We start from the raw sequence: 26388 nt of genomic DNA on the forward strand, positions 1-26388 counted from the left end.
AGATCCTATTCTTCCGGCAGGTTTTAGAACTACAGCTGATGAATTAGTGAGTGAATCATATTGTGCTTTATATATGATGGTGGAGGAGTGGAAAGCTCAGGGAGATGCAGAAAACTTATCAAATGTTATTCTTACTGTAGCATGGAAAAATCTTGGCGGTGGAAACTATCAGCTGTATATTATGTGGGGAGGAGATTATGTCTCATTAAAACTTAATGAATATGGTTTTGGAGAAAATGGTAAAGTTAGTGTAGATGATTTTTGAAAATGGTTATTGAAAAATCCTTAAGTTAATAGTAAAGTGAAGTCCTTAGTGGACTTCATTTTTAATTGGATATAAGTTGACATTTTTTTACATTTATTGTATAATAATTAAAATAATAAAATTAAAAAGGGAGTTTGTTATGTCATTATTATTGAATGTTCCTTTTACAGAAAAAGATGAGGTTAAAAGATTAGGAGCTTTATGGAATCCGGAATTAAAAAAGTGGTATGTTAAATATCAGAAAGATTACTGGAAATTTAAAAAGTGGATTTCTAATTCCAAATCATATTATATATTATTTGATTATATTTATATTATAGAAGGAATTAATTATTGCTTTAAATGTAATAATTTAACAAGAGTAATATGTTTTGGAATTGAAAAATATATGGAATTTAATAGTGAATATGAATATGGATATGATTACTTTAATGATAATAATATACATATAGCTCCACATATATATCCAATACCACCAATTCTATTAAATTATATACAACATAAATATAATTATAAATTGAAATACTCAAAATCAGCAGATAAATCATATTTAGCAAATTGTTGCGATAATTGTGATGTATTACAAGGTGATTTTTATTTATTTGATGAACCAGACAGTCCATTTTGGATTGAGTCGCCATTAGATACCTCTAAATTAAATATCATCAAAATGCCACTCAAATATGATTTAGTAATTAATAATGCTGATATAAGATATTGTAGTACTGATTATTTAATTAAAAAATATGCAAATATAAAAAAATCTAGCATTGAATTATATAATTTTTGATTTTATATAAAAATTAAGGACAGTGATTATTTATTATCATTGTCCTTTTCAATTTCAGTTAGTGCTTTCATTATTTCGAGGATTCTTTATTTATGTTAGAAAGTTTATTGTAATTATAAAGTAACTCTTGCTCTTCATCACTTAGTTGAGGAAATATTAGCGGATTTACATGCTATGGATTCAAAGAAGAATAGTTAAATTGACAATATTTGATATTTATGGTATAATTTAATGCATGGGCATACTCTAAACGGTAGGCGGTTGTTCCCTCCTTACGCCATAAGCTAATTGATCGTCCCCTAACGGGCAGGCGAAATAAGCTGGCAGGGAGGTGATAGGTATGGAACTTACATATTTAGTTCTCACTATCCTGCTTCTTGTTACTGTAAATGAAGTAATCAAGAACATAAAGAAATAAACCGCCCTAGCGACCAAACTAAGCGGTTTATTAAACAACTTTGTGAGGGAGCGACCGTCTATCAGTGTGCCCCTTTTTTATTATTATAACAATTTTTTTATATAAAGTCAAGAGTAAATTTGAAAATTCGCCAATAGCGAAGCGTTCCGCTTCATATTCATATTTAGGATTATTTTGAATATGCTTCATGACAATGTGACCTACTTTGTGCATAATTGTATTAAAAAAAATTAAAAAAATATTGACAAAATATGGCAAAATATATTATAATATTTATATAATCATGATTATAATATAAAATAAAAAATGAGGAGTTAAAGTATTATGAAAAAGTTAAGAAAAAAATTGACACTTATATTATTGGCAGCAGCAGCTGCTGTTTCAGTAAGCGGTAGTGTTGTTAGTGCATATCAGGATGTTTCAGATCAAAATTTTTCTTTTAATCAATATAATATGTACGTAACTAATAGAAGGTATAAGTATAATGATTCATATGTATATTTAAAATTAAGCTCTGTAAATAATAATGATGGTAAAATTGAAGTTGAAGTTGATGCAAGAAATTCTGCAACTAATCACTATACAATGGTTAATGTTATGAGGAGTGACAGTTATAATGGTGGGCTATGTGCAGTATTAGGCAAAGGACAGTATCTAATTACTAACTGGGCTTATGAAAGATATCCTATTTTTACTAATAATGGATATAGATGTGCTGAAATTCAATTGGTTTTTGGTCATAATAGTGAATGGGAATGTAATGCTACGGGAGCATGGAGTCCTGATAGTGTAGGCAGTTACACCATAGTAAAAGCATAAAGTTAATGAAATTAATCGTTCCTTTAATGAGGAACGATTAATGTTATTATGAGAAAGGTATTAATATGATATTAGCTATAAAATCTGATATTTATAAGATGCTGAGAGAAAAAGGGTTTTACATATCTTTAATAATAGGCGTCTTACTTTCTGTTTGGAATCTTATAAATTCATTATTGATTCAAAATAACATGAATGAATCTATACAAAAATATGGTGATGAGTATTTATATACATATTATCCGGTTTCGGTATTTAATAGTTACTTGGGTATAAATAACAGTTCTTTACAAACAAATATTTTTTATATGATTTTACCATTATTATCTGTTTTGCCTTTTAGTATGTTATTTTTTGATGAAAGAAAAAGCGGTTATATAAATTTAATATTAACCAGAACGTCAAAATGTAAATACTATGCATCAAAATATATAGTATCATTTTTCAGCGGGGGATTAATTTGCTTAATTATATTGGGATTTAGTTTATTTTTAAATGCAATGTTTATCCCATCAGTTATGCCTGAAGTAACTACAGCATATTTTCCGGTAGCATATGAAGGGTCGTTATGGCTTAATATATATTTAACGCATCCATATTTATATATTTTGTTATATACTTTATTGGATATGTTGTATTGTGGCATTTTTGCTGTTTTAGCTTTAAGTGCATCATTTATTTTTGATTATAAAATTACTGTGTTTGTTTTTCCGTTTATAATATATTTGTTAAGTTCTTATTTATTTAATACATTAGGATTTAAATCCGGAAAAATGATGTCATTTTTACCACAGTTTCAGATGAAAAATGCAAATTTAAATGTAATATTAATGGAAGCATTAATTTTTATAGTATTAACAATTTTAGTAATGATAATAAGTGTGGTAAAAGATGAAAAAAATTAGACAATATATTAAATATGATATTGTTAAATGTGCAATATTAAATTACAAAAAATACATATTGTTATTTGTAATCTTAAATTTTATTTGCTTTACTTTTTTTAAATATACTGACAAAGCCAATTTTATTGATTACATATTTTATTTGGATAGAGGAAGTTTAATAACAAACCAAAAGTCTTTAAGAGATTTAATTGTACCGTATGAATGGCTAATAATAAATTTATTTATGTTATATATTATAAATTCATATAATAATATTGAGCCTCTTAATATTATAGTTCAATATAGTTCTAAATTAAAATGGTTAATAAGCAAATACATATTTTGTTTTTTGAATGTATTATTTGTATATGTTATTAAAATTTTTGTACCATTTCTTTTTTGTATTTTTACATGTTCTGAAATATCATTAAAACCAACTGAAAATACTATGTTGTTTTTACAATCTTTTAATGAAAATTTAAATATTAGGGATCTTTTTATTAATGTTTGTATATTACCGTTTTTTTCTTTATTAGTTATGTCTTTTATACAAATTACAATTTTTCTATTATTTAATAATAAAATTTCTTTTATTTCATCTATATCAATTTTTTGTGCATCTATATTTACCGAAAAACCTTATTTAATTGGAAATTTTATGATGTTACAAAGAAATTCAATGATTACCGGTAGTATTACAGAAGAATATGTTAAATCAAATTGTGCATTTATAATTTTATTTTTTATATTAATAATTTCTATGCTGTTAGGATTGGTTTATATAAAACAAATTGATATAGGAGGACGTAAAACCAGTGGATATTATTTTAAATAATGTATCAAAAACAATAAATAAATCGGTTATCTTAAATGAAATAAATTATCACTTTAAATCAGGATTTATTTATGGCATAAAAGGAAGCAATGGCTCAGGAAAGACAATGATGCTTAAACTAATAAGCGGTTTATTAAGACCAACGTCTGGAGAAATTAAAATTAGTAATAAAATTTTATATAAGGATATAGATTTTCCTGAAAGTATAGGTATTCTAATTGAGAATCCGGCATTTATGCCTAATTTAACCGGTCTTAAAAATCTTAAATGTATTAGTCTGATAAAAGATAAAATAAAAACAGAAGAAATATACAATATAATGTTAGATATTGGATTAGACCCAAATGATAAAAGACATTTCAAAAAATATTCATTAGGTATGAAACAAAAATTAGGAATTGCATGTGCATTTATGGAGAATCCTGATATTATTATATTAGATGAACCAACTAATGCATTAGATAGTGAATCAGTAAATAAGTTAAAGGAATTGATATTAAAATATAAGGATAATAATAGAATAATATTGATTGCTGTTCATGAAAATTACGAAATAGAAACGTTGTGTGATAAATTTATATACTTAAAGGATGGAAGTTTAACAAATGAAATATAAGGTGAAAAGAAGCTTAATTCTATTTTTTTCTATAACTTTTTTGGTAATAATATTTGTAATTTGTTTTCGATATACAAATTCTAAATATAGTGGGTATCTATATAACATATATAATCTAAATCAAACTGTTGATTTTGATGGAATAAATATATCATTTACAAATAAACAAACATTTAATGACAAGGAAATATTAAATAAATACCCTGAAGCAGAAATTTATGAAGATAAACAGGTTAACATTCTATTAGATATGGAAATATGTAATACTACTAATAAAACTAAAATTGTTGATTTATCAAGAGTATTGTTGGAAACACAAGGATGGTATTCAAATATAAGTATTTATACGTTTTATTCTATAAATAATATTGAATCATATATTATTCAGTTTGAACCAGGATCTAAAATAAAACTTGTAGTACCTTTTACATACTTTTATACGAATGAATCAGAAATAAAAGATATTTATAACAAGCAGTTTATATTAAGTTTTTTTAATAAATATCCGAATAAAAATATAATAAAAATTTGATATTTTTAATTTTATTTTATCAAAGGTTCTCGTTTATACCCACACAGAGCAAAGACTATGAGTATGTCTAGAAAGGGAAACTGTCTTGACAATGCCTGTGCCGAAAACTTTTTCAGCCTGTTAAAGACGGAATTACTGTATTTACAGGAGTTTACATCAGTTGAACATTTTATCTCGGAGCTTACGGACTACATAGACTGGCACAATAACAAGCGTATCAAACTTAAACTTGATGGGTTATCTCCTGTTGAGTACAGACTAATTGCCACATAACAAAATCGACCAAGATTTCTCTTAGTCGATTTGCATATTTTATTCTTTGAAACTTTGTCTAATTTTTGGGGGTCAGTTCATTGTTATTCCTCGGATATAAATTCATTTCATGACTTATTATACAACACGTCAGGAGAGGAAGTAAAATCCCAATAAGTAACTTCATCACGTGAACCGTCATAATACCGTTTATAGACCCTAATTCCTTCCTGACTGAAGCTTGTATCTGTTGAAAAATAGTAACGCTTATAATTTTTGTCGCATTCAATTTCATACTTGAATTCATTCGGATTACTGATAAGCAAAACGAATGTAATGTTATTGCTGTTTGAATATTTCTGTGCGTATGTTCCGTTGTAGCCGTATATTGTAACAGAGGTATTAGTGAATGCGTTGCTGCCTATTTCCTTGACGCCTGTTAATATTGTTGCGGAGGAAAGAGCTTTACAGTTGAAAAATGCGTCGTTGCCAATATATTCAACAGTATCAGGAATTGTAACAGATGTTATTTCAAAGTCTTCAGAGGAGTAGTAGCCGTTATTTGCAAAAGCGGAATCGGCAATGACTTTTATGCCGCCGGGAATAAATATGTCGGTATTATTTCCTGTATAAATATAAAGTATGTAATCGTTTATTGTTACAAAACCAGAATCTGCCGATTTAATAATATTTTCCTCATAAATGGAACAGGAAAACGGCATAGAACCCATTGAGGTTATGGTGTCAGGCAATGTGACTGAAGCAAGTGATGAACAGTTTGAAAAGGCGAGTGAATCTATTTCCTTGACGGTATCTGGAATATTGACCGAAGTAATTTTTTCATTGTCGGAAAATCCGTTTTTACATATTCCGGTTACTGTCAAACCGTCTAATGTGGAGGGTATGCTGATTTTTCCGCTAAGCTGTGAAGAAGCTTCATTTGCGGCAATTGAAACGGTACCGTTTTCGTTCATGATATATTTAAATCTTGGATCGTCGGCAGAGACGGTATAATTTTCTTCAGCCTGCATGTGAAAACTGAAAGCGGATGCTGCAATTATGCTTGAAATAAATACAGAAAAAATTTTTTTATATATTTTCATTTTTTTATCGTTTCCTTTCTTTCTTTTTTAAAAACGAAAAGTTTACTTAAAATATAGTTTGCAATAAAAATAATCACCTGACTTGCAAATGTCACAATAACTTTACTAAATCCAAGCCAATCGTAAAATACAAGAAAAATTGCTTCTTCTGCAAAAAAAGTTATGCCTCTTGCGCCGTAGAAGGAAACAAAAACTTTCCAAAATTCATTTTTAGATTGAGTTTCATTTTTAAACACATATTTTTTATTAGTGAAAAACGCAAAAGTGACAGCGCATACCCATGAAAAAGCTACTGCAAAAGTGCTTTCCCATGGACGCTCTCCGGGAATGGCGTAAAAGGCCAGAAGCTTTGTTATAATTGATATAAGGGTTGTAAGCGCACCGAAAAAAGCGTACATAAGCTGTTCCTCATATTTGTAATAAAGCTTTTGAAGCTTTTCAGGTAAAATACCCACGCAGGCTTTTATTATTTTGTCAAACATTTTTATTATCTCCGTTTCTGTAATACTGTGGTTTAGAACCTTTTATTTTATTTCCCTTATTTAATATAACATATTTTCACGAAAATGCCAAGAGTTACAGCAAAAATATTTAGTTAATTTTGCAATTTGTATATTGATTATTTCATTACAATATGATAATATTATGATGTGTATATAAGAATCTGTAACCAGCGCATGCGGCGGCAGATATTTAAACGTATTAACAGGAGGATATATGGATAGTTCTATTATACCAAATATTGTAATAATTATAATGCTGCTTGTTTTATCGGCGTTGTTTTCCAGCTGTGAGACGGCATTTTCCAGCGTAAATAAAATAAGATTAAAAAACTATGCTGCGAAGGGAGACAAAAGAGCTGAAAAGGCTCTTAAAATTGCAAACAAATTTGAAGACGCTCTTACCGCTATCCTTATTGGCAATAATATAGTAAATATTCTTTCCACATCTATAAGTACTGTTTTATTCACACAGATTTTAGGTCCGGGAGGAGTCGGAGCAGCTACGGTTGTTATGACTGTATTGGTTTTGGTTTTCGGTGAGATAACTCCTAAATCCTTTGCAAAAAATCATGCTGAACAGTGTGCGCTTATGTTTGCAGAGCCGCTTTCAGCGTTTATGATTGTTTTAAAACCGGTGGTTATGGTATTTAAGGTTATTCAGAAGCTATTTAAGCCTAAAACCGAGCAGCCAAGCGTTACTGAAGATGAACTGAAGTACATAATTGATGAGATTGAGGAACAGGGAGTGCTTGAAGAACAGGAAAGCGATCTTGTACGTTCAGCTTTGGAATTTGATGAGATCACAGTAGATGAAATTCTTATTCCGAGAGTTAATGTGATTGCAATTGAAAAAAATACTCCTTTTAATGAAATTAAAGAAAAATTTCTTACGGATATGTATTCCCGTCTGCCGGTGTATGAAAAAAATATCGACAATATTATAGGCGTTATAACCAATAAAAGTTTTTTTCGTCTTATGAATGAAAATAAGGAAAACATATCTGATATTATACAGGAAATAATTCATATATCTGATTTAAAGCTTATCAGTGAAGCTCTTAAAGAAATGCAGAAAAGTAAAATGCATATGGCTGTAGTTATGGATCAGTACGGCGGAACAAAGGGTATTATAACCCTTGAAGATATTATAGAAGAGCTTGTCGGAGAGATATATGATGAAAATGATGAGATTATTGCTCATTTTGTTAAAACCGGAGATAATGAATACGAGGTTTCCGGAGAACTGAGCATCAGCGACATGCTTGAAAATCTTGATATGCCTGAGGATAAAATTGAATGTTCAGGGAATTCTGTCGGCGGTTGGATCATGGAGCTTCTGGGACATGTGGCAGTCGAAAACGAAACGGTTCAGAGCGATATATTTAAAATGACCGTACTGTCCATGGAGGATCAGAAAATTTTAAAGATCCGTCTGGAAATTGTTCCTAAGGATACCGAAGAAAATATTTCAGATAAAGAATAGCCAAAAAACCGCAGATATCTGCGGTTTTTTGGTAAAATAGGGAAATTATTATGAAAGGAAATATATTAACACCCAAAGGTGGAATTTTTTGTTCTGCCTTTTAATTTATCTTGAATAAAAATTTCAGGAAGAAAGGCAGTGAACCTGAAAAAATGTTTTATTCTGATTTCTTGTTTAATTTCTTTTTGGTATGGTTATATTATATTGGATCAATATGAATGTTTAAGGTTATAAATAAGAAAAAACAGTGAAAAATACTTTATAGCTGTATGTTTATTAGTAAATTGACATTTTAAATTTAACGGAGATGTTTTTTATGATCGTTTTAAATCAGATTATTATTATGGCTTTGCTGATTACAGCGGGCGTTATTTGCTATAAGTGCGGAATCATAGGAAAAGAGGCTACGCAGTCGCTGTCATCACTGGTTTTAATGGTAGTAAATCCTATTGTTATTTTAGTTTCCTATCAGCAGCCATTTGAGAAGCGTATGCTCAAGGGACTTTTATGGTCGCTTCTGCTTGCTTTGATAAGTACTGTTATTTCAATTGTAATTTCAAAAGTATTTATACGTAAAAAAAGCGGCAGATTAGCTGTGGAGCGTTTTTCATGTATTTATTCAAACTGTGCATTTATGGGTATTCCGCTTGTCAGCGCTCTTTACGGTTCTGAAGGAGTATTTTATCTGACGGCGTTTGTAACGGTATTTAATCTTTTTGTATGGACGCACGGCGTGTTTCTGATGGAGGAAAAATTAAATAAAAAAATGATTATCCAAGCGGTAAAAACACCGGCAGTGATTGCAACCTTTCTTGGCTTTGCACTTTTTATGCTTAAAATTTCACTTCCCGACATACTTCTTAAAACCTTAACCTATCTTGAAAATCTGAATACTCCTCTTGCCATGCTGGCAGCAGGAGCGACTATTGCGCAGACAAATATTTTTAAGGCTCTGAAAAATCCCAGACTATATTATATATGTATTTTAAAGCTTATTCTTGTTCCTGCGGCGGCATGCGCAGTATTTTGCTTTTTGCCGCTGGACGATGTTGTTATCGGTACAAATATACTTGCTTCAGCATGTCCTGCCGCCGCAACAGGCACGCTTTTTGCAATCAGATATAAAAAGGATTCCCTTTATGCGGCGGAATTGTTTGCTGTAACCACGATTTTATCTATTGTCACACTTCCGTTAATTATGAATATAACTCAAAAAATATTATAATTTATAACATATTATTTTTGTTGACATTATTATCAATTTATGGTAAAATATTATATAGATAATATAAATTAAACGGAGGCTTATAATGTATTATGCCAAAAGAAAAAATCAAATAAGCAGTGAGGCTGTAATCTGCCCCGGATGCGGATGAGACAGATCATAAAAAAGCTCCGAATTCCACTGGGAAGTATCTTATTTGCAGCCTTATAAGCATAGGTCTTATAGTGATTTTTATATATTGTACATAGCTTTTTTTGTAAATTTTTACTATTAATTATTAATGGAGATAATTTTTATATAAGTGCTGCTTTAATAAAAATCCCGAATAATTAAGACGAAATCCTGACCTTGTAAAGTCAGGATTTTTTATTTTTAAGCCTTTTTCTAAGTTCTGTGAAAAAATCAGAGAGAATTTCCGAACATTCTTTCTGCATAATACCGGAAACGATTTTCGGTTTATGATTAAACGGCAGATCAAACATGTTTATGATCGACTCTACTGAACCCGATTTAGAGTCGAACGCTCCGAAAATAACCCTTTCAATACGGGAATTTATTATGGCTCCGCAGCACATTGGACATGGTTCTAAGGTTACATATATATCACAGTCTAAAAGCCGCCAGCCTCCAAGGGTTTCGGCGGCTTGTTTTATAGCTGCAATTTCTGCATGCGCCAGAGGATTTTTGTCAATTTCACGTCTGTTGTACCCTTTGCCGATAATTTTACCTGTCGATTTTTTTACCACAATCGCACCAACAGGAACTTCGTTTATTTCATACGCCTGTCTGGCAAGTTCAAGGGCAATCTGCATATATGCTTCATCTGTCATTGTTTAAATCTCTCCGTAATTTTTTTATTTTAGTTTACATTATATTTTGTATTTCGTCAAGTAAAAAAAATACGGCAGAAAAAAAGCTTCTGCCGTTTAATCTATTACGGTTGTTTCTTTAGCAGCAGACAAATAAGTTTTATGTATAAAAATACAAAAACTTGTAAATTGTAGAAAAAATATGTCCGGCAGAAACCGTAAAGACTGTAAATTATAGCCGAAAAAGTTACTATGATGTATTTTTTTGCGGATATAATATTTATAGTATACCACAATGTCAATTAAATATCAATAGTCTCTGTATAATTTTGGTAAAAATTTTTAGACTATTAATAAAAAAGGAGCGAATTGACATGAGTGCTATGACAAAATTAATCGGTTTACGAATAAGAAATTACAGGATTCAGTCAGGTCTGAATCAGGAACAGCTTGCTGAACTTGCCGGATGCCATCCTACATATATCGGTCAGATTGAACGAGGCGAGAAAAACGCTACAATAGAAAGTATTCTGAAAATAACAAAAGCTTTGAAAATTTCTTTGTCTCAGCTTTTTGAAAATATTGACGGTAACAGAGGAGATGAGAATAATTACTATCCTTTGATGTGTTATGAATTAATTTTGTCAAAAACAAAACTTGAACAAGAAGTAATTTATAAAATTATAGTGGATATTGATAAATATAAAAGCCTTTAAATACCTTGTAAACATGTATAAAATATGGTATAATTAACAATATGTTATAATAAAATTACCTTATTTGAGAGGAGTTTACAAATGGTAGAATTCAACAATGACTGGGACGAACTTTTAAAGGACGAATTCAAAAAGGAATATTATCTTCGTCTGCGTCAGTTTCTCATAAATGAATACAGAACTCAGCGTATTTTTCCGGGTATGTATGATATTTTCAATGCATTTAAATATACGTCTTATGACAATGTAAAGGCCGTTATTATCGGTCAGGACCCTTATCACGGTATCGGACAGGCTCACGGTCTTTGCTTTTCAGTAAAAAAAGGAGTTGCTCCTCCGCCGTCACTGGTTAATATTTTCAAGGAAATAAAAGAAGATGTCGGTATCGACAATACCGGAAAACACGGAGAGCTTACTAAATGGGCTGAAAACGGCGTTCTTTTGCTTAATAATGTACTGACTGTACGTGAAGGCTGCGCTAACAGTCATAAGGGAATGGGCTGGGAAGAGTTTACAGACGATGTAATAAAGCTTCTTAATGAGCGTGAAAAGCCTATGGTATTCCTGCTGTGGGGTGCAAACGCAAGAGCAAAAACAAAAATTATTACGAATCCCAATCATCTTATACTTACATGTGCTCACCCCAGTCCGCTTTCGGCATATAACGGATTTTTCGGATGCAGACATTTTTCAAAAGCAAATGCGTTTTTAAAGTCTCATGGAATAGAAGAAATCGATTGGAGTATTGATTAAAAAGGAGTTCATATTATGAAAATAAAACAGATGTTTGAAAAAGGAACGGTTTTTTCCTTTGAGATCTTTCCTCCGAAAAAAACTTCTTCTATAGATACAATATACAATACCCTTGAACAGCTGAGAGACCTTAAACCTGATTTTATCAGTGTTACATTCGGTGCGGGAGGAAGCTCAAATAATAATACTACTTGTGAAATTGCACAAACTATAAAGGAAAAATACGGTATAGAATCTGCGGCACATCTTCCGTGTATTAATTATACAAAGGAAGAAATAGTAAAAATTCTGGGAGAATTTAAGAAACACGGTATTTCAAATATTCTCGCTTTAAGAGGGGATATAAATCCCGATATTCCTCCGAAAAGTGATTTTAAGTATGCAAGCGATTTGATTGCATTTATTAAACAGCATGGTGATTTTGATATTGCAGGCGCATGCTATCCGGAAGGACATATGGAAACGGATAATCTTGTAACTGACGTTTTGAATCTGAAGAAAAAGATCGAAGCCGGTGCGGAACATCTGATTTCTCAGCTTTTCTTTGATAACAGCTATTTCTATTCATTTCTGGAAAGAACGCAGATCGCCGGAATTGACGTTCCTATTGAAGCCGGAATTATGCCTGTAACCAATAAAGGACAAATCGAAAGAATGGTTTCCATGTGCGGTGCTAGTTTGCCGTCTAAATTTTCTAAAATGATCCAAAAATACGAGCATTCTCCGGAGGCTTTGCGTGACGCCGGAATTGCTTACGCAATTGACCAGATCGTGGATCTTGTTTCAAACGGCGTTGACGGTATACATCTTTATACCATGAACAATCCTTATGTTGCAAAGCGTATAAGCGAAGCTGTTGAAAGTATTATCAGGAGTTAAATTTTGATTGTTTTAAATGAAATTAACAAGGACGAAGCGTTAAGATATATGGGGCATAGAGGTGAAATTCCTCAGACGCTTAAAGAATTGGTACTCAAATGTGAAAAGCAGCTTTTGGAAGTCATACGACCTGCGTATATTTTTAAATGCTTTGATATCGAGACATCAGAAGAAGGTGTCAGGGTTTTAAACACTTCCCTGACCTTTAAGGGCAATGATATAAAAAATCATCTTGAGGGCTGTTCAAAAGCGGTTTTAATGTGCGCTACTATAGGTGCAGATGCAGACAAGCTTATAAGGCTTACTGAAATTTCGGATATTTCTGCGGCTTTTGTTATGGATTCACTGGCAAGTGCGGCTATAGAACAGGTATGTTCGGAAACGGATAAGATCATTAAGGAAACTTTTCCGTCAGATTTTTTAACTTGGCGTTTTTCACCGGGATACGGGGATTTTCCCATTGAAATACAAGGTGAATTTTTAGACGTTATGAATGCTCAAAAGCGTATAGGACTAAATGTGGGTTCGGGAAATATACTGATTCCCAGAAAATCAGTAACCGCTGTTGCCGGACTTTCTCAAACTCCTGTTCCCAAAAAACGCAGGGGATGCGTATGCTGCAATATGGCAGAGGTGTGTCAGTACAGAAAAAGAGGTGATCATTGTGGATTTTAAACAGCTTTTAAAAAATGATTTTATTATTCTTGACGGCGCTATGGGTACTATGCTTCAGTCAGCGGGTCTTGAAGCGGGCGGTATTCCGGAGCTTCTTAATATTACCGATCCGGAATTGATTGAAAATATCCATAAAAAATATATTGAAGCCGGATCGGATATAGTTTATGCAAATACATTCGGTGCGAACCGTTATAAATTAAAGAACCACAGTGTAGATGAAATAATCGGAGCAGGAATTGCAATAGCCAAAAGGGCATGTAACGGTAAGGCGTTGGCGGCTCTTGATATTGGACCTATAGGTCAGCTTTTAGAGCCTACAGGTACGCTGAAATTTGAGGAAGCCTATGATATTTTTAAGGAACAGATAATTGCCGGACATGACGCTGACGTGATCGTTTTTGAGACTATGACGGATCTTTACGAGCTTAAAGCGGCAGTATTGGCGGCAAGGGAAAATTCTGACAAACCTATCTTATGTACTATGACCTTTGAGGAAAATCAGAGAACCTTTACAGGCTGCTGTATATCATCAATGGCTCTTACGTTAAACGGTCTGGGTGTGGACGCTATGGGAATCAACTGTTCACTTGGTCCGGAACAGCTTGCCCCTCTCTGCGACGAGCTTTTAAACTGGACTGATATTCCGGTAATCTTAAAGCCTAATGCCGGACTTCCCGATCCTGCAACAAATAAGTATGACGTACTTCCCGAAGATTTTGCAAGTCAAATGAAAACAGCCGCTGAACACGGCGTAAAAATATTCGGCGGCTGCTGCGGAACAACTCCGGATTATATACGAGAACTGAAAAAGGCTTTATCCGAAACAAAGCCTGTAAAAAGGACTGCTGAAAAACGTGCGGCAATATGCTCGCCCTCTAGAACAGTTGTAATAGATCAGCCGAGAATTATAGGAGAGCGTATAAATCCTACGGGTAAAAAGTTATTTAAAGAGGCACTGCGAAATAACGACATGGGTTATATTCTCAATCAGGCTATTGAACAGACCCATGCAGGTGCAGATATATTGGACGTAAATGTAGGACTTCCGGAAATTGACGAAAAAGACATGATGGTAAGGGCAATCAAGGAATTGCAGGGTATTACAGACGTTCCGCTGCAAATTGATTCTACAATTCCCGAAGTACTTGAAGCAGCTCTTAGAGTTTATAACGGTAAGCCTATTGTCAATTCGGTAAACGGCGAAGAGAAATCTATGGAAACGGTACTGCCTCTTGTAAAAAAATACGGCGCTTCGGTAGTAGGCTTGACCCTTGACCAGAACGGTATTCCGCCAAAAGCAGAAGAAAGATTTGCAATCGCTCAGAGGATCTTAAAACGTGCACAGGAGTATGGAATTCCTAAAGAGGACGTTTATATAGACTGCCTTACTTTAACTGCTTCTGCGGAACAGGAAGCTGTCATGGAAACGCTTAAAGCGTTAAAGCGGGTAAAGGACGAACTTGGACTCAGAACAGTACTGGGCGTTTCAAATATTTCTTTCGGACTGCCCAACAGGCCTGTTATCAATCAGAATTTTCTTACAATGGCATTAACTCATGGACTTGATCTTCCCATTATAAATCCTAACGTGGACGCTATGACAGGTGCAGTAAGGGCATACAAGCTGTTGACAAATATTGATAAAAATTCAGCAGAATATATCGCCGCATATAACGATACAGGAAAACCCAAACCGGCGGCAACGGACAATTCAAAGGATATTTCATTGTCCTATGCAATTGAAAACGGCTTAAAGGAAGAAAGTGCAAAGGCTACGGCAAAAATGCTGGAAACCTGTGATTCTATGGAGATAGTAAATGAGACTCTTATTCCTGCCCTTGACAAAGCAGGAGAGCTTTTTGAAAAGGGAAAGATTTTTCTTCCTCAGCTTATTCTCACTGCCGGTGCGGCACAGGCGGCGTTCGGGGTAATTCGTGAAAAAATGATGGCTGCTAATGCATCTCCCGTAAGCAAGGGGAAGGTAGTGCTTGCAACGGTTAAGGGTGATATTCACGATATTGGAAAAAATATTGTAAAAGTACTTCTGGAAAATTACGGTTACGACGTTATTGACCTTGGCAAGGACGTTCCCTGCGAATCAGTCGTTGAAGCAGCAATTGAACACAAGGTAAAGCTTGTGGGACTTTCTGCACTTATGACTACAACGTTAAAGTCTATGGAGGATACCATAAAGCTTCTCAGGGAAAATAATGTTGACTGTAAGGTAGTAGTGGGCGGGGCGGTACTCACTCCCGAATATGCGGATCAGATAGGCGCAGATTTCTATGCCAAGGACGCTAAGGAAACAGTAGATATTGCAAAACAGATAGTAGGATAATATGAAGAAAAAAATAAATCTGTTGATTCCTGCAATGCTTGACTTTCATTTTCCGCTTCTGAAATATGCATTTTGTTCAGGAAACTACAATGCGGTAATACTTGATTACAGCGAAAATATAGCGGAGATCGGACTTCGATACTCTCATAACGATCTTTGCTATCCTGTAATACTCATTATCGGACAGATGATTACTGCGTTGAAAAGCGGTAAATACGACATGAATGAAACGGCGTTTATGATTCCTCAGGCAGGAGACGCTTGCAGAGGCTCTAATTATATATTTATGATAAGGAAAGCTATGAAGCGTGCGGGATTCGGAAATGTTCCTGTAATTTCCCTTAATTTTAAAGGTTTAGAGGACGAAAACAGACTGAAAATAAATATCGGTATGATAAGAAGAGGTCTGGCGGCAGTAATGTACGGGGATATACTAATGATCCTGCGCAATCAGATAGAGGCGTATGAGGTAATTCCCGGAGAAACTGACGCTCTTTGCGATAAGTGGACGGATATTTTAAGAGATGGAATTATAAGCGGCAAATTACTTTCCGTTAGAGCGATGAAAAGAAAATTTGCAGAAATATCCTCAGATTTTGCGAAAATAAAGCAAAAAAAGAATCGAAAACCGCTTGTGGGTATAGCAGGAGAGCTTTACGTAAAGTACTGTCATTTGGGCAATCAGAATCTTTGCAGTTTTTTGCAGGAGGAGCACTGCGGCTGTTATATCAACGGGTTTTCGTGGTACCTTTTATACTATCTTGATACTCATCTTGCAGAAAATTCAGTAATGGGTATGGCTTATAAAGCGGTTATGAATTATCTTGAAAACATTCAGAAAGAAATGATTTCTTGTATTCATAGACATGGATTTGTCTGTGCTGACGAATTCAGCAATTTTAAGGAAAAGGCGTCTGAATTTGTAAGTTTTGGCTGTAATATTGCTGACGGCTGGCTTATAGGCGGTGAAATTGTAAATATGTATAAATCAGGTATCAGAAAGATTGCTTGTGTTCAGCCATTCGGGTGTATGCCGAATCATGTATTCGGGAAAGGGATATATTCTTCCCTACAGCGGCAGTTGGACGGTATTATGATATCAAGCTTTGATTATGATTCCGGCAGCGCAGGGGTAAATGCGGATAACCGTATAAGAATGCTTATAGATTTTTAATTATATAATAAAACGGTGTACAGTTTAAACTGTACACCGTTATTTTATTTTTATGATTTTTTACCCAGATCATCTTCTGAAATAGTTTGCAGGATAAAATTGATAATTGCTAAAGAGTCCTTGGTATCGATAGATGAATCGTATACACAGTTTGCATTTTCAAGAGCTGTGTCTGACTTAAGAGGATATCCGGCATTGTTTAGCAAATATTTATTCAGAATGACAATATCAGTAGAATCAATCAGTCCGTCTTCGTTCACGTCACCGTACTTAATTTTGCTTAAGTCGCCTGTATAGCTTGGAACAGTAGCCTCCTCTGTAGACTGTTGGCTTTCTGACGATGAAACTGAGGTGGAGACTGTAGTAACAGTAGTTTCAACAGATGATGCAGTGGTTACGGCAGGAGTAGTTATAATAGGAACAGGAGGCAGTTCGATACTCTGGAAATCAATACCCAGATCGGCATATTTGCTTGTTGATTTTGTTTCCATAAAGCCGTTTGTATTCAAAGTACCGTCTGCATTTCTCCAGAGCTTATGGAAGTCGCTGCCCATAGCAGGAGCAGTAATGCTTATGAAATCGTCGTCTGTGATAGCAGCTCCCTTTGTACCGACCTTTTCACCGTTTGCAACGTTTACTTTATCTGTAACATAGTAGTATCCGCTGTTGTAATAAACTGAATTTTCAATAGTACCAACAAACTTATCGTTAGCCAGTTTCAGAGAAACTCCCGGAGCAAGAGCCTTTGTAAGTTCGTCTTGATTTATATAGCTTATAATATTTGAAAAATCACAGCCATCGTCTACACAGCGGTAAACCGAGTAATTAGGCTTTCCGTTAGCGCCTACGCTGTTGTTGTAAGCAGTGCAGTTTTTAAGGCTTTCAAGCTTTGGATTGTTGTTGTCAGTAAATCCGCAGTTTAAGTTTTCAAAAGCAAGGCAGTTTTCAACAATATGCGCACTTCCAACGCCGCTTCCGCCCAGCTTAAAGCCGTTGCCGTCACAGTCGCCGTAACCTTCGCCAAATTCTGTATAGCCGTTTCTGAATGCAATACAATTGCGCAGTGTTACAACGCCGATAGGACCGGTTTCAGACTTTGCAAATAGATCCCAGCCGTCATCGCTGTTATTGTATGCCATACAGCCGTCAAATACGTTTCCTTCGCCGCATGTAAGCTTAGCAGCAAAACCGTCCGCATTTTCCATTGATTTGTTATCACAGTTATTCTTTGATGTACAGTTAAGAATCAGATTATTTGAAGGCCATTGTGCAATAGTATTATATGCTGATTGGTAACGTGAGATCTGAAGACCTGTGTCCTGATTATCGTTGAATACCATCATTTCTATAATGTTGTTGTCGCCTGAAAGGAGCATACCGTTATCGCCTGCACCCTTTATTTCAAAGCCTTTGAAATACCAGTAGGAACCGTCAAGCACAACGCCTCTGTTTGCATCGGCAATTGCCATAGCCGAGAAATCCCATATAACTTCATCTCCGGGGTAAGCCATGATAGTTTTGAAGCTTCCGGAATTACCGCTGTTTGATTCTTCAATCATGATTGTTTTGTCAAGCTTATATGTGCCGCCCAGGAGATAAATTGTTATACTTTGTTTTTCTTTTGCCATAGATATAGCGGCATTTACGCTCATTGGATCGTCTTTTGTTCCTTTTGCGGAATCAGAACCGTTCGGTGAACAGTAAACTGCGTCGGCAGATATTACAATTTCAGAAGTTGTTTTTGTTGTAGCCTTAGTTGTTTGCTGTTTTGCCGTTGTAATTTGACTAGGCGTTGTTTCAGGGCTTTTTGTTGTTACAGCCGGAGTAGTAGTGGGAGGATCAACCTCGCCGGAAGTAAATCCGCTGCCGATTGCTATAACAGGGGAGGTATATGATTTTATTTGTGCCATAAGAGCGGTATTAACGGCATAGTCCTCATCATCAGCGGAAGTAAATTCAAAGTTAAAATCTCCGCCGCCTAAACGTCCGGCTTCAGACATAACAATTGCAGGAACATCGGCAGCTGCGTCAGCCGTATAGCTGTACATAATACTGCTGTCGGTGTCAAAGTTGTTATATCCCATACCGTCTAATGACTTAACGCTGTCGGGAACTTTATCGTTTCTTGATGAAACTTCATAAGCGTCAAAGCTTGTACTGCTTTCATTTTGAGTAATATATCCTTTAGCGCCTTCAATATAGTTTCCGTAAGACTTTATCATAGCGCCCACACCGTCGTCAAAGGTACCCGTATCGGAACCCTGTCCGCAAATCAGCATAGGATATTTGCAGTTTCTGAAATAGTTTGCTTCAACAAAAGCGTCGGCGTCTAAGACTGCGCCTACGCCGTATTTAGCGTTTCCGTCATAATAATTGTTGTAAACATGAACGGACATAGTTCTGATTCTGGGATGTCTTGAGTCAGAATGATCGAACCAGTTGTGATGATATGTAATCCAGTTTTCACCTGTTTCGGATTTCATACCGCATAGGGACATTTTTCCCGAATCCCAGAAATGGTTGTATGAAATAGTAAAATACTGAGAGTCATTTTTCAGGTCAAGAGAACCGTCGCCCTTAGCCTGATCAGCGTCACCGCCGGCTGTTCCGTAGAAAATATCATTGTTGTGAACCCAGATATTTTTGTTTGCGGTTTCAAATGCAATACCATCGTCGCCGAAAAGCATAATGCCAATGTTTCTTATTTCAACACTCTGTATTTTAAGACCTCTTATGCCGAAACCATAGCAAACAGCATCGTCTCCGATACCTTCTATTGTGATGTTTTTTACAATTCTTTTAGTATTGTTTGTTTTGAGGTTCAGGTTGTTAGTATCACTGTTTGCGCCGACAACACCGTCAGCCGTGACCTTTCCGATAATTCTGATATTCAGCGGTCTGGAATCATATCCGTCGCTGTAAGCGTCAAGAATTTCAACCAGTCCGGTACATGAAACGTAGCCGCTTGAACCTTTAACATCAAATTTCATTGTCTTTTTTGTTTCTTCAGTAAGATAAAGAACTATTGCGTCGTCTTTTAGCGTACCGTCGTCATTGTAAGCGCCGACGCCTGTACCGCCGTTTGGCGAATTTTTTGAAAATGCAAAACCGCTTCTGTCGTAGTTGCCAACGGTTATAGCGTCTGATTCAACGGCTTTTGAGGTATCCTCCTTGCCGTCTGCTGTCGGTACAACCTTCATAACATAGCTGCCCGGTTTCAATCCTACAGCGTCCGCTCTGAAATATCCTTTGTACTGTCTTATAAGCATGGAATCAAGCTGCACATAGCTTCCGCCTATGGGTTTGCAGTATACATTATAGCCGTCTGCACCGCTTACCGGAGTCCATGTAACGTAAGCAGATTCTTTCAACACGTCAGTACTTGCAGGAGCAGAAAGATATGAATCTGCCGCTGCGGAATCAATACTGATATAGGAGTAATTTCCCGTTATCAGTCCTGCTGCTGCGATAGCTGCCGCCATAAAGCAGGAAAAAAATTTTTTGAGCATCATAGGCTTCTCCGTTCCGCCGCATTTTCTGCGGCAAATAATTTTAACGAATTATCATATCGTATAAATTTATTATATATCCGATGATAAAATTTGTCAATTGTGATTATAAACATATTTGCATTATTGGTATTGTTATTTTGCACATAAAATTCTGGCGAAACTGTCAGGTTTTATTTTTTACCTACCTTTTTATCAATAAATTTAGGTTCAAGCTTGGAATAAAGAATTTTCTGTTCGCTGTAAAGACCGGCATAACCTGAGAACATGTATGCTATTGCACAAGTGATAAGACATATCGGAAGTGTTTTTACTCCGAAAAGTTCAATGCAAAGAAACAGCGCCGTAACCGGACAGTTTGTTACTCCGCAGAAAAGGCACGAAAGACCTATAGCCGCACCCAGAGAGCAGTCCAGATCCAGTAATGGAGCAATAAAGCTTCCGAAGGTTGAGCCTACAAAAAATACCGGCAGTATTTCTCCTCCTTTAAAGCCTGCGCCGAGAGTAAGAGCAGTAAATAAAAGCTTTAAAATAAATTGCTGAAAGGGCGCTCTAGTTTCAAATGCTTTTGCTATAACTTCGCTTCCTGCACCGTTATAATCATAAGTACCGCATATAAACGTTAAAATGACTACTAAAAGTCCGCCGATAAAAATACGCAGATATGGGTTTCTTATAAAATATCTGTAAATTCTTGCGGAGTTTTTCAGAACGAAGCAGAAAACAATACTGAGAAGTCCGCATAGAATTGCTATAAATGAAGCTTTTAAGTAAATCTCCCAATTAAGCGAGTCAATTTTAACGTTCATTACTGACGGCGATACACCGAAGTAAGATGAAATTTTAAATCCGATAAGAGCCGCAGCGGAACAGGGAATAATAGCGGAATAATGCATAATCCCTACGCTGATAACCTCCATGGAGAAAAATGCAGCGGCAGCAGGAGTTCCGAAAAGAGCAGAAAATCCGGAACTCATACCGCACATAGTAATAAGTCTGTGATCCTGTTCATTCAGCTTGAACCAGATACCAAGCTGAGAGCCGACACTGCCGCCTATCTGGAGAGCAGCTCCTTCACGTCCGGCAGAACCGCCGGTAAGATGCGTCAGAATCGAACCGGTAAAGATACTCAGAGTATTTTTCCAGGTCATGCCGCTTCCGTCCCTGACCGCTATCAGAACCATATTTGTGCCCTTGTCATGAGTAAGCTTCAGCAGCTTGTAAATACTTACGATAAGCAGTCCCGCAACGGGAAGCAGGAGAATAATATAGGGCTGTTCCTTTCTTATATCAGCGCATTTTTCCAGTCCTATATGAAATGCCGAAGAAATAAAGCCTACCGCCGTACCTGTAATAAGAGATAATATTATCCATTTAAAAAAGCCTCCGAACATTTGAGGAATCCATTTTTTCATGCTGTTAAAAAGCTGTAAAAAGTAATTTTTCATTTTTCTTCTCCGTTTATTATATGATCTAATTATAATGATACTGTTTTAAATAAAAAATGTCAATCTAAAACCCTAAAAAACCGGAACTGAAAAAGTTCCGGTTTTTATCTTATTGTTCAGTGACCATATCGGTAGTTACATTATAGACCACAGCGTCTCTGCTTTCGTTGTCTTGACTTGGTACATATGATATTTTAAGATTTTTCCAACTTGAAGGAATTTGTATTGAAATGTATCCTTCAGCGGTTTCTCCCGCTTTAATTGTTGTTGAAATACTTTGTATGTCAGGCAATACGTACGGCACTGCTGCTTCAGCTTCAACAGAAGAACCATAGTAAGTTTTTGCCCCATCAGCCTGAACCGTGAAATCACTCAGTGCTGATACGTTCATTTCTTCGCTGCCCTTATTGGTAATTTCAAATATAGCCGCATAACAGCTGGAACTATCCGTATTTATATCGTTGATAAATACAATCTTTGTCAGGTTTATTTCACAGTCTTTAAATGCAGTTTTAACGCCCATTTTTCCTTCGGTAATTTCAGCCGGAGTATTAGTTTCCGAAAATTTGTCATTAGGATTTACATAAGAATTTGAATCATCGTATAAGATTATTTTGCTGTCGGAAGAGCCGGCGTTTTTGTCAGCGCAGCCGTATAGTGAAACTGAAAGTGACAGTACTGATAATGTCAGAATTATATTTCTTAACTTTTTCATATTATTTCTCCATGGTTTTTGTTTTTATTATAGCATTATTTTTCACTTTTTTCAAGTATTATTGTAATTTTTATAAAATTATTCATATCTGAGAGCATCAATCGGATCAAGATTCGCAGCCTTAACGGATGGTATCAGACCGAAAACGATTCCCACAGCCATAGAAAAGATTACTGAAACAGCAATGGAAATGCCGCTTATTGCAACCGGAACGTCTGCAAATTTTGATATCAGCTGAGCCAGAATAATTCCCGCTGCTATTCCGATAAGTCCGCCTATGCTTGTCAATACGGCGGCTTCTGTAAGAAACTGTCCCAGTATAACTTTTTTTCTGGCGCCAAGAGCCTTTTTGAGTCCGATCTCTCTTGTACGCTCTGTAACGGATACGAGCATTATATTCATAACACCTATACCGCCTACCAGCAGAGAAATACCTGCAATACAGATAACCAGCGTATTTGTGGAATCACTGAGTTTTTGTAAGGACTTTGCTCTTTCAAGCTGGTCTTCGCTTTTGTATTTTATACCGCTGTCCTCGGATACTGAAAGCATATCGTTTAAAATATCTGTGGCTTCTTTACCGGCTTTGGTCATGCTGTCCGTATCAGCGGCCTGAACAATACAGTTCTGAGGCTCGTCATATTTAAAAATTACAGGCCATGTATTAATTGGTATAAAAACCTGTCCGCTGGAGGTTTCCTGATTGTAAAGCTGGTAATCCTCGTAATTGTTGATAACCGGTTCAAACTTACTGCTTTGCACAGCGACGCCGATGATAATAAACGGTTCTCCGCTTATATCAATTATTTTTCCTACCGGATCAACGCTGCCGAACAGACTCGTAGCGGCAGTGGTATCAATCACGGCTGTTTTATGATTTCCCGTAAATTCTCTTTTACCGAATCCCTTACCGGATTTTATTCTGTATCCTGCGGTATTGAAATAATCCTCGTCAATACCCAGAACGCTTCCGCCGTTAAGAGCGGTATTCATATAGTAAAGGGAATCTACGTAAGTCCGCTGACGATAAAGTGAAACAGATTCTATATTTTTAGAATCTTCCAGTTGTTTTTTTATTTCATCGGAAATAACGGGAACTCCTTCCGGAACGCTTTCATATTGCAGATCCATTTCCCCTTCGCCCTTATAAAGCGCAACTTTTACGGTGTTGTTTCCCGCACCGATAAGATTGTTTTTTATCTGTTCGTTAGTACCCTTTATAGTTGATACGATTGCTATAATTGCAGCTATACCGATAATAATACCCAGCATGGTAAGAAACGAACGCACCTTATGCGAGAGGATTCCTTTAAATGATAAAATTATATTTTCAAACATACAGCGTATCTCCTTACCATAAAACTTCGTCGCTATCTTTTGTTTTTATTCCCTCTTTGATGTTTTTACCGTAAGGGAAGCAGATTTTGTCGCTTTCACTTAATCCGGATTTTATTTCTATTTGACTGCCGTATATTATTCTTCCCGTTTTTACATACTGTTTTTTCAGCCGATTATTTTCATCAGCTTTCATAACATAATAGTTTCCGTCCTCTTCGCGTACGTAAACCTTGGGTATAAACATTCCGGACTCTTCGCTTTGCGCCGGAATTGTAATGCTTATTCCCATATCTGTGGACATTGAAGTGTCATCGGTTATTTCAGCAGTAAATTCATAGGTACTGCTGTTTGGATTTTCATTCCAGTTCTGGGAACTGTATGAAACCGGCGTCATGTTGATTTCCGTAACCTCTGCCTGTGCCGATTCACCTGTTTCCCATGACATAACATTGATAAAAGAACCAACAGCAACTTTGTCAAGATTCATTTCGCCTACATAGCCTGTAACGCTGAGACCGCTTTGTCCTTCAACCACTATAAAAGGCGTGCCTGCTTCAAGATTATCAAGATCGCCTACAGACGAAACATGACCGTCCATTGTACTTATTATGCTTCCGCTTTCTTTTTGTGCTTGGGCTGTTTTGAAAGCCAGTTCCGCAGACTTTTTTTCCAGTTCAAGGGATTTTATTTCCGATTCCTTTTCAGTGATCATTTTGGCAATCTCTGCCCTTGAATACGCATAATCGTCAGAATTAGGGTCTATATGAAATCCTGTATACACGGAATCTTCATAATTATCATAATAGATATCTTCAGCCGCCTCTTCTGCCAGCACTTTAAAGCTGCCGTAAATTTTAGCGTTGAATTCAAGGGAGATACCTCCGTCGTTGTTTAAGGTAACGCTTTCGCCTACGCACCAATCTTCTGTGGGTGTTTCTTTTATATATCCGCCGAAAACTGTCCATTGGTAAATAGCCGTATTTGAATCATCGTAAACTCTGAATACGCTGTAGGTCTGATTCTGCATCATTGTCTGTAAATACGCTTTTTTTACCACTGTTTCAGCGGAGCAGATAAAGACGAGAGGATTTTGTGCACTGCCGTCGCCTGTTACCGCCATAGATGAGTTTTCCACAGTAGCAAGCCTGTTGACGGACGGCTTTTCGGGAATTACAGGTTCCGGAGGATCTGTAGGCTCAGGTTCTGTCGGCATTAATTCGGAGGGTTTCAGATTTTTAAGTTTTGTAAGTTCTTTTTTGGCGGTTTTTATATTTACTTCAGCCATTGATACTGCGTTTTCTTTTTGTGCGGCGTCAAGCTCAAGGGCAGTCATGTCATATTTCATAAGGGGATCGCCTTTTTTGACTGTATCGCCTTCCTTAACGAGTACTTCGTCAACAAGCTTTTGATTGTCAAGCATAACCTTCTGAACGTTTCCGGAGGTGATCACGCCGGAAAGCTCCAGTTGGTCGCCCCAGTAGGAATCAGTCATTAATGAAACCGGAGTAACCTTGGCTACGGCTTTTTTCGACTTTCTTGATTCGTTTATTTTATATGCGCCGAAGGTTCCGCCGAGTATAACTGCAGCGCATACGGCGGCTATAATTATTTTTTTCACAGAGAATCACCTCCGGACGATTCGGATAGTTCGCCGTCACGGATATACATGATCCGCTTGGCATGTTCGGCAATTTCCTTTTCGTGTGTTATCATCACTATTGTAACGCCTTCGCTGTTTAAATTCTCAAAGATTTCCATTACCTGTTCGCCGGATTTTGTATCCAGAGCTCCTGTAGGTTCATCTGCAAGGAGAAGAGCGGGGGAATTGACCATTGCCCTTGCGATTGCAACACGCTGTTTTTGTCCGCCGGAAAGCTGAGTGGGCTTAAAATTCATTCTTTCTTCCAGTCCGACTTTTACCAACGCTTCTTTTGCCATTTCACGTCTTTCCTTTTTGGGAACTCCGGCATATAGCAGAGGAAGCTCCACATTTTCCACTGCTGATTGTCTGGGCAGCAGATTAAAATTCTGAAAAACGAATCCGATTTTTTTGTTTCTTATTTCAGAAAGCTCCTTATCTTTGCAGACTGAAATATCGCTGCCGTCAAATATAAAATTGCCGGAGGTCTGTCTGTCAAGGCAGCCGATTATGTTCATAAGCGTAGACTTGCCCGAGCCGGAGGGACCCATAATAGCAAGGTATTCTCCGCTGTCAACAGAAAGGTTTACATTTTTCAGTACCGGTACAGCTTCTTTTCCCTGAATATAATCCTTGCAGATTTCCTTTAAATCAATTACCATAA

General features: G+C 36.0%; 24 protein-coding genes and 1 pseudogene. 16 read left to right on the top strand and 9 right to left on the bottom strand.

Annotated features, from left to right (window positions below):
* The 8 genes and pseudogenes from OCV67_RS01595 to OCV67_RS01630 all read left to right on the top strand — a co-directional run.
* The coding region (locus OCV67_RS01595) for a hypothetical protein (RefSeq protein WP_178084957.1) at window positions 1-265 on the top strand (265 nt) is incomplete at its 5' end.
* Window positions 266-404: 139 nt separating this feature from the next.
* Window positions 405-1055 carry a DUF5710 domain-containing protein gene (locus OCV67_RS01600; protein ID WP_147642118.1) on the top strand — a complete coding sequence of 217 codons (651 nt, stop codon included), beginning with the start codon at window positions 405-407 and terminating at the stop codon, window positions 1053-1055.
* Between the two features lie 742 nt (window positions 1056-1797).
* Complete coding sequence (locus OCV67_RS01605; protein ID WP_147642119.1) at window positions 1798-2292, top strand: hypothetical protein; 495 nt, start codon at window positions 1798-1800, stop codon at window positions 2290-2292.
* A 65-nt stretch (window positions 2293-2357) separates the two neighbouring features.
* Entirely contained in the window at window positions 2358-3197 is an 840-nt protein-coding gene (locus tag OCV67_RS01610; protein WP_147642120.1) for a hypothetical protein, read from the top strand.
* A complete protein-coding gene (locus OCV67_RS01615) occupies window positions 3184-4014 on the top strand; it encodes a hypothetical protein (protein ID WP_147642121.1) in 831 nt (276 codons plus the stop codon). Before OCV67_RS01610 ends, OCV67_RS01615 begins: the two co-directional genes overlap by 14 nt.
* Window positions 3995-4630 (top strand): ATP-binding cassette domain-containing protein, encoded by a 636-nt coding sequence (locus OCV67_RS01620; RefSeq protein ID WP_147642122.1) that lies wholly within the window; start codon window positions 3995-3997, stop codon window positions 4628-4630. The genes OCV67_RS01615 and OCV67_RS01620 overlap by 20 nt, the downstream gene beginning before the upstream one ends.
* Complete coding sequence (locus tag OCV67_RS01625; protein ID WP_147642123.1) at window positions 4620-5162, top strand: hypothetical protein; 543 nt, start codon at window positions 4620-4622, stop codon at window positions 5160-5162. The genes OCV67_RS01620 and OCV67_RS01625 overlap by 11 nt, the downstream gene beginning before the upstream one ends.
* Before the next feature lie 60 nt (window positions 5163-5222).
* Window positions 5223-5435, top strand: a pseudogene (locus tag OCV67_RS01630) (transposase); the annotation flags it as partial.
* Window positions 5436-5542: 107 nt separating this feature from the next.
* Here OCV67_RS01630 and OCV67_RS01635 read toward each other — a convergent pair.
* The gene (locus tag OCV67_RS01635; RefSeq protein ID WP_147642124.1) at window positions 5543-6517 is read right to left on the bottom strand and encodes a leucine-rich repeat domain-containing protein; all 975 of its coding nucleotides are present in this window, start codon (window positions 6515-6517) and stop codon (window positions 5543-5545) included.
* Window positions 6514-6999 (bottom strand): GtrA family protein, encoded by a 486-nt coding sequence (locus OCV67_RS01640; protein WP_147642125.1) that lies wholly within the window; start codon window positions 6997-6999, stop codon window positions 6514-6516. Before OCV67_RS01640 ends, OCV67_RS01635 begins: the two co-directional genes overlap by 4 nt.
* Window positions 7000-7234: 235 nt before the next feature.
* On the opposite strand from OCV67_RS01640, the gene OCV67_RS01645 reads away from it, so the two are divergent.
* Window positions 7235-8503, top strand: coding sequence for a hemolysin family protein (locus tag OCV67_RS01645; RefSeq protein WP_147642126.1), 1269 nt, complete (start codon window positions 7235-7237; stop codon window positions 8501-8503).
* 316 nt (window positions 8504-8819) lie between these two features.
* Entirely contained in the window at window positions 8820-9728 is a 909-nt protein-coding gene (locus OCV67_RS01650) for an AEC family transporter (RefSeq protein ID WP_147642127.1), read from the top strand.
* Between the two features lie 356 nt (window positions 9729-10084).
* Here the strand turns inward: OCV67_RS01650 and tadA are convergent, their stop codons facing one another.
* A complete protein-coding gene (gene tadA, locus OCV67_RS01655) occupies window positions 10085-10558 on the bottom strand; it encodes a tRNA adenosine(34) deaminase TadA (protein ID WP_147642128.1) in 474 nt (157 codons plus the stop codon).
* A gap of 353 nt (window positions 10559-10911) precedes the next feature.
* On the opposite strand from tadA, the gene OCV67_RS01660 reads away from it, so the two are divergent.
* The 6 genes from OCV67_RS01660 to OCV67_RS01685 all read left to right on the top strand — a co-directional run bounded on the left by OCV67_RS01660 (window position 10912) and on the right by OCV67_RS01685 (window position 17075).
* Window positions 10912-11253, top strand: coding sequence for a helix-turn-helix domain-containing protein (locus OCV67_RS01660; RefSeq protein ID WP_147642129.1), 342 nt, complete (start codon window positions 10912-10914; stop codon window positions 11251-11253).
* Between the two features lie 81 nt (window positions 11254-11334).
* Entirely contained in the window at window positions 11335-12006 is a 672-nt protein-coding gene (locus OCV67_RS01665; protein ID WP_147642130.1) for a uracil-DNA glycosylase, read from the top strand.
* 15 nt (window positions 12007-12021) lie between these two features.
* Window positions 12022-12885, top strand: coding sequence for a methylenetetrahydrofolate reductase [NAD(P)H] (metF, locus tag OCV67_RS01670; protein ID WP_147642131.1), 864 nt, complete (start codon window positions 12022-12024; stop codon window positions 12883-12885).
* 3 nt (window positions 12886-12888) lie between these two features.
* Window positions 12889-13560 carry a methionine synthase gene (locus tag OCV67_RS01675; protein ID WP_262644168.1) on the top strand — a complete coding sequence of 224 codons (672 nt, stop codon included), beginning with the start codon at window positions 12889-12891 and terminating at the stop codon, window positions 13558-13560.
* The gene (locus OCV67_RS01680; protein WP_147642132.1) at window positions 13550-15901 is read left to right on the top strand and encodes a homocysteine S-methyltransferase family protein; all 2352 of its coding nucleotides are present in this window, start codon (window positions 13550-13552) and stop codon (window positions 15899-15901) included. The genes OCV67_RS01675 and OCV67_RS01680 overlap by 11 nt, the downstream gene beginning before the upstream one ends.
* A gap of 1 nt (window position 15902) precedes the next feature.
* Window positions 15903-17075, top strand: coding sequence for a 2-hydroxyacyl-CoA dehydratase (locus OCV67_RS01685; protein WP_147642133.1), 1173 nt, complete (start codon window positions 15903-15905; stop codon window positions 17073-17075).
* Between the two features lie 50 nt (window positions 17076-17125).
* Here the strand turns inward: OCV67_RS01685 and OCV67_RS01690 are convergent, their stop codons facing one another.
* The 6 genes from OCV67_RS01690 to OCV67_RS01715 form a co-directional block, all read right to left on the bottom strand.
* Window positions 17126-20587, bottom strand: coding sequence for a pectate lyase family protein (locus tag OCV67_RS01690; protein WP_147642134.1), 3462 nt, complete (start codon window positions 20585-20587; stop codon window positions 17126-17128).
* A gap of 170 nt (window positions 20588-20757) precedes the next feature.
* Window positions 20758-22032, bottom strand: coding sequence for a chloride channel protein (locus OCV67_RS01695; RefSeq protein ID WP_262644169.1), 1275 nt, complete (start codon window positions 22030-22032; stop codon window positions 20758-20760).
* A gap of 109 nt (window positions 22033-22141) precedes the next feature.
* A complete protein-coding gene (locus OCV67_RS01700; RefSeq protein WP_147642135.1) occupies window positions 22142-22747 on the bottom strand; it encodes a DUF5067 domain-containing protein in 606 nt (201 codons plus the stop codon).
* Window positions 22748-22825: 78 nt separating this feature from the next.
* Complete coding sequence (locus tag OCV67_RS01705; RefSeq protein WP_147642136.1) at window positions 22826-24085, bottom strand: ABC transporter permease; 1260 nt, start codon at window positions 24083-24085, stop codon at window positions 22826-22828.
* A gap of 13 nt (window positions 24086-24098) precedes the next feature.
* Window positions 24099-25703 carry a biotin/lipoyl-binding protein gene (locus OCV67_RS01710; protein ID WP_147642137.1) on the bottom strand — a complete coding sequence of 535 codons (1605 nt, stop codon included), beginning with the start codon at window positions 25701-25703 and terminating at the stop codon, window positions 24099-24101.
* The gene (locus OCV67_RS01715; protein WP_147642138.1) at window positions 25700-26386 is read right to left on the bottom strand and encodes an ABC transporter ATP-binding protein; all 687 of its coding nucleotides are present in this window, start codon (window positions 26384-26386) and stop codon (window positions 25700-25702) included. The genes OCV67_RS01710 and OCV67_RS01715 overlap by 4 nt, the downstream gene beginning before the upstream one ends.
* Between the last annotated feature and the right edge of the window lie 2 nt (window positions 26387-26388).

Source organism: Porcipelethomonas ammoniilytica (assembly GCF_025567485.1).
Classification (GTDB): domain Bacteria; phylum Bacillota; class Clostridia; order Oscillospirales; family Ruminococcaceae; genus Porcipelethomonas; species Porcipelethomonas ammoniilytica.

What these genes read in the sequence shown, in the direction of transcription:
- metF (WP_147642131.1), top strand. Translation starts at nt 12,022, where the DNA reads ATGAAAATAAAACAGATGTTTGAAAAAGGAACGGTTTTTTCCTTTGAG.
- OCV67_RS01705 (WP_147642136.1), bottom strand. Translation starts at nt 24,085, where the DNA reads ATGTTTGAAAATATAATTTTATCATTTAAAGGAATCCTCTCGCATAAG.
- OCV67_RS01635 (WP_147642124.1), bottom strand. Translation starts at nt 6,517, where the DNA reads ATGAAAATATATAAAAAAATTTTTTCTGTATTTATTTCAAGCATAATT.
- tadA (WP_147642128.1), bottom strand. Translation starts at nt 10,558, where the DNA reads ATGACAGATGAAGCATATATGCAGATTGCCCTTGAACTTGCCAGACAG.
- OCV67_RS01665 (WP_147642130.1), top strand. Translation starts at nt 11,335, where the DNA reads ATGGTAGAATTCAACAATGACTGGGACGAACTTTTAAAGGACGAATTC.
- OCV67_RS01605 (WP_147642119.1), top strand. Translation starts at nt 1,798, where the DNA reads ATGAAAAAGTTAAGAAAAAAATTGACACTTATATTATTGGCAGCAGCA.
- OCV67_RS01645 (WP_147642126.1), top strand. Translation starts at nt 7,235, where the DNA reads ATGGATAGTTCTATTATACCAAATATTGTAATAATTATAATGCTGCTT.
- OCV67_RS01640 (WP_147642125.1), bottom strand. Translation starts at nt 6,999, where the DNA reads ATGTTTGACAAAATAATAAAAGCCTGCGTGGGTATTTTACCTGAAAAG.
- OCV67_RS01715 (WP_147642138.1), bottom strand. Translation starts at nt 26,386, where the DNA reads ATGGTAATTGATTTAAAGGAAATCTGCAAGGATTATATTCAGGGAAAA.
- OCV67_RS01685 (WP_147642133.1), top strand. Translation starts at nt 15,903, where the DNA reads ATGAAGAAAAAAATAAATCTGTTGATTCCTGCAATGCTTGACTTTCAT.
- OCV67_RS01700 (WP_147642135.1), bottom strand. Translation starts at nt 22,747, where the DNA reads ATGAAAAAGTTAAGAAATATAATTCTGACATTATCAGTACTGTCACTT.
- OCV67_RS01610 (WP_147642120.1), top strand. Translation starts at nt 2,358, where the DNA reads ATGATATTAGCTATAAAATCTGATATTTATAAGATGCTGAGAGAAAAA.
- OCV67_RS01650 (WP_147642127.1), top strand. Translation starts at nt 8,820, where the DNA reads ATGATCGTTTTAAATCAGATTATTATTATGGCTTTGCTGATTACAGCG.
- OCV67_RS01600 (WP_147642118.1), top strand. Translation starts at nt 405, where the DNA reads ATGTCATTATTATTGAATGTTCCTTTTACAGAAAAAGATGAGGTTAAA.
- OCV67_RS01695 (WP_262644169.1), bottom strand. Translation starts at nt 22,032, where the DNA reads ATGAAAAATTACTTTTTACAGCTTTTTAACAGCATGAAAAAATGGATT.
- OCV67_RS01660 (WP_147642129.1), top strand. Translation starts at nt 10,912, where the DNA reads ATGAGTGCTATGACAAAATTAATCGGTTTACGAATAAGAAATTACAGG.
- OCV67_RS01615 (WP_147642121.1), top strand. Translation starts at nt 3,184, where the DNA reads ATGAAAAAAATTAGACAATATATTAAATATGATATTGTTAAATGTGCA.
- OCV67_RS01690 (WP_147642134.1), bottom strand. Translation starts at nt 20,587, where the DNA reads ATGATGCTCAAAAAATTTTTTTCCTGCTTTATGGCGGCAGCTATCGCA.
- OCV67_RS01625 (WP_147642123.1), top strand. Translation starts at nt 4,620, where the DNA reads ATGAAATATAAGGTGAAAAGAAGCTTAATTCTATTTTTTTCTATAACT.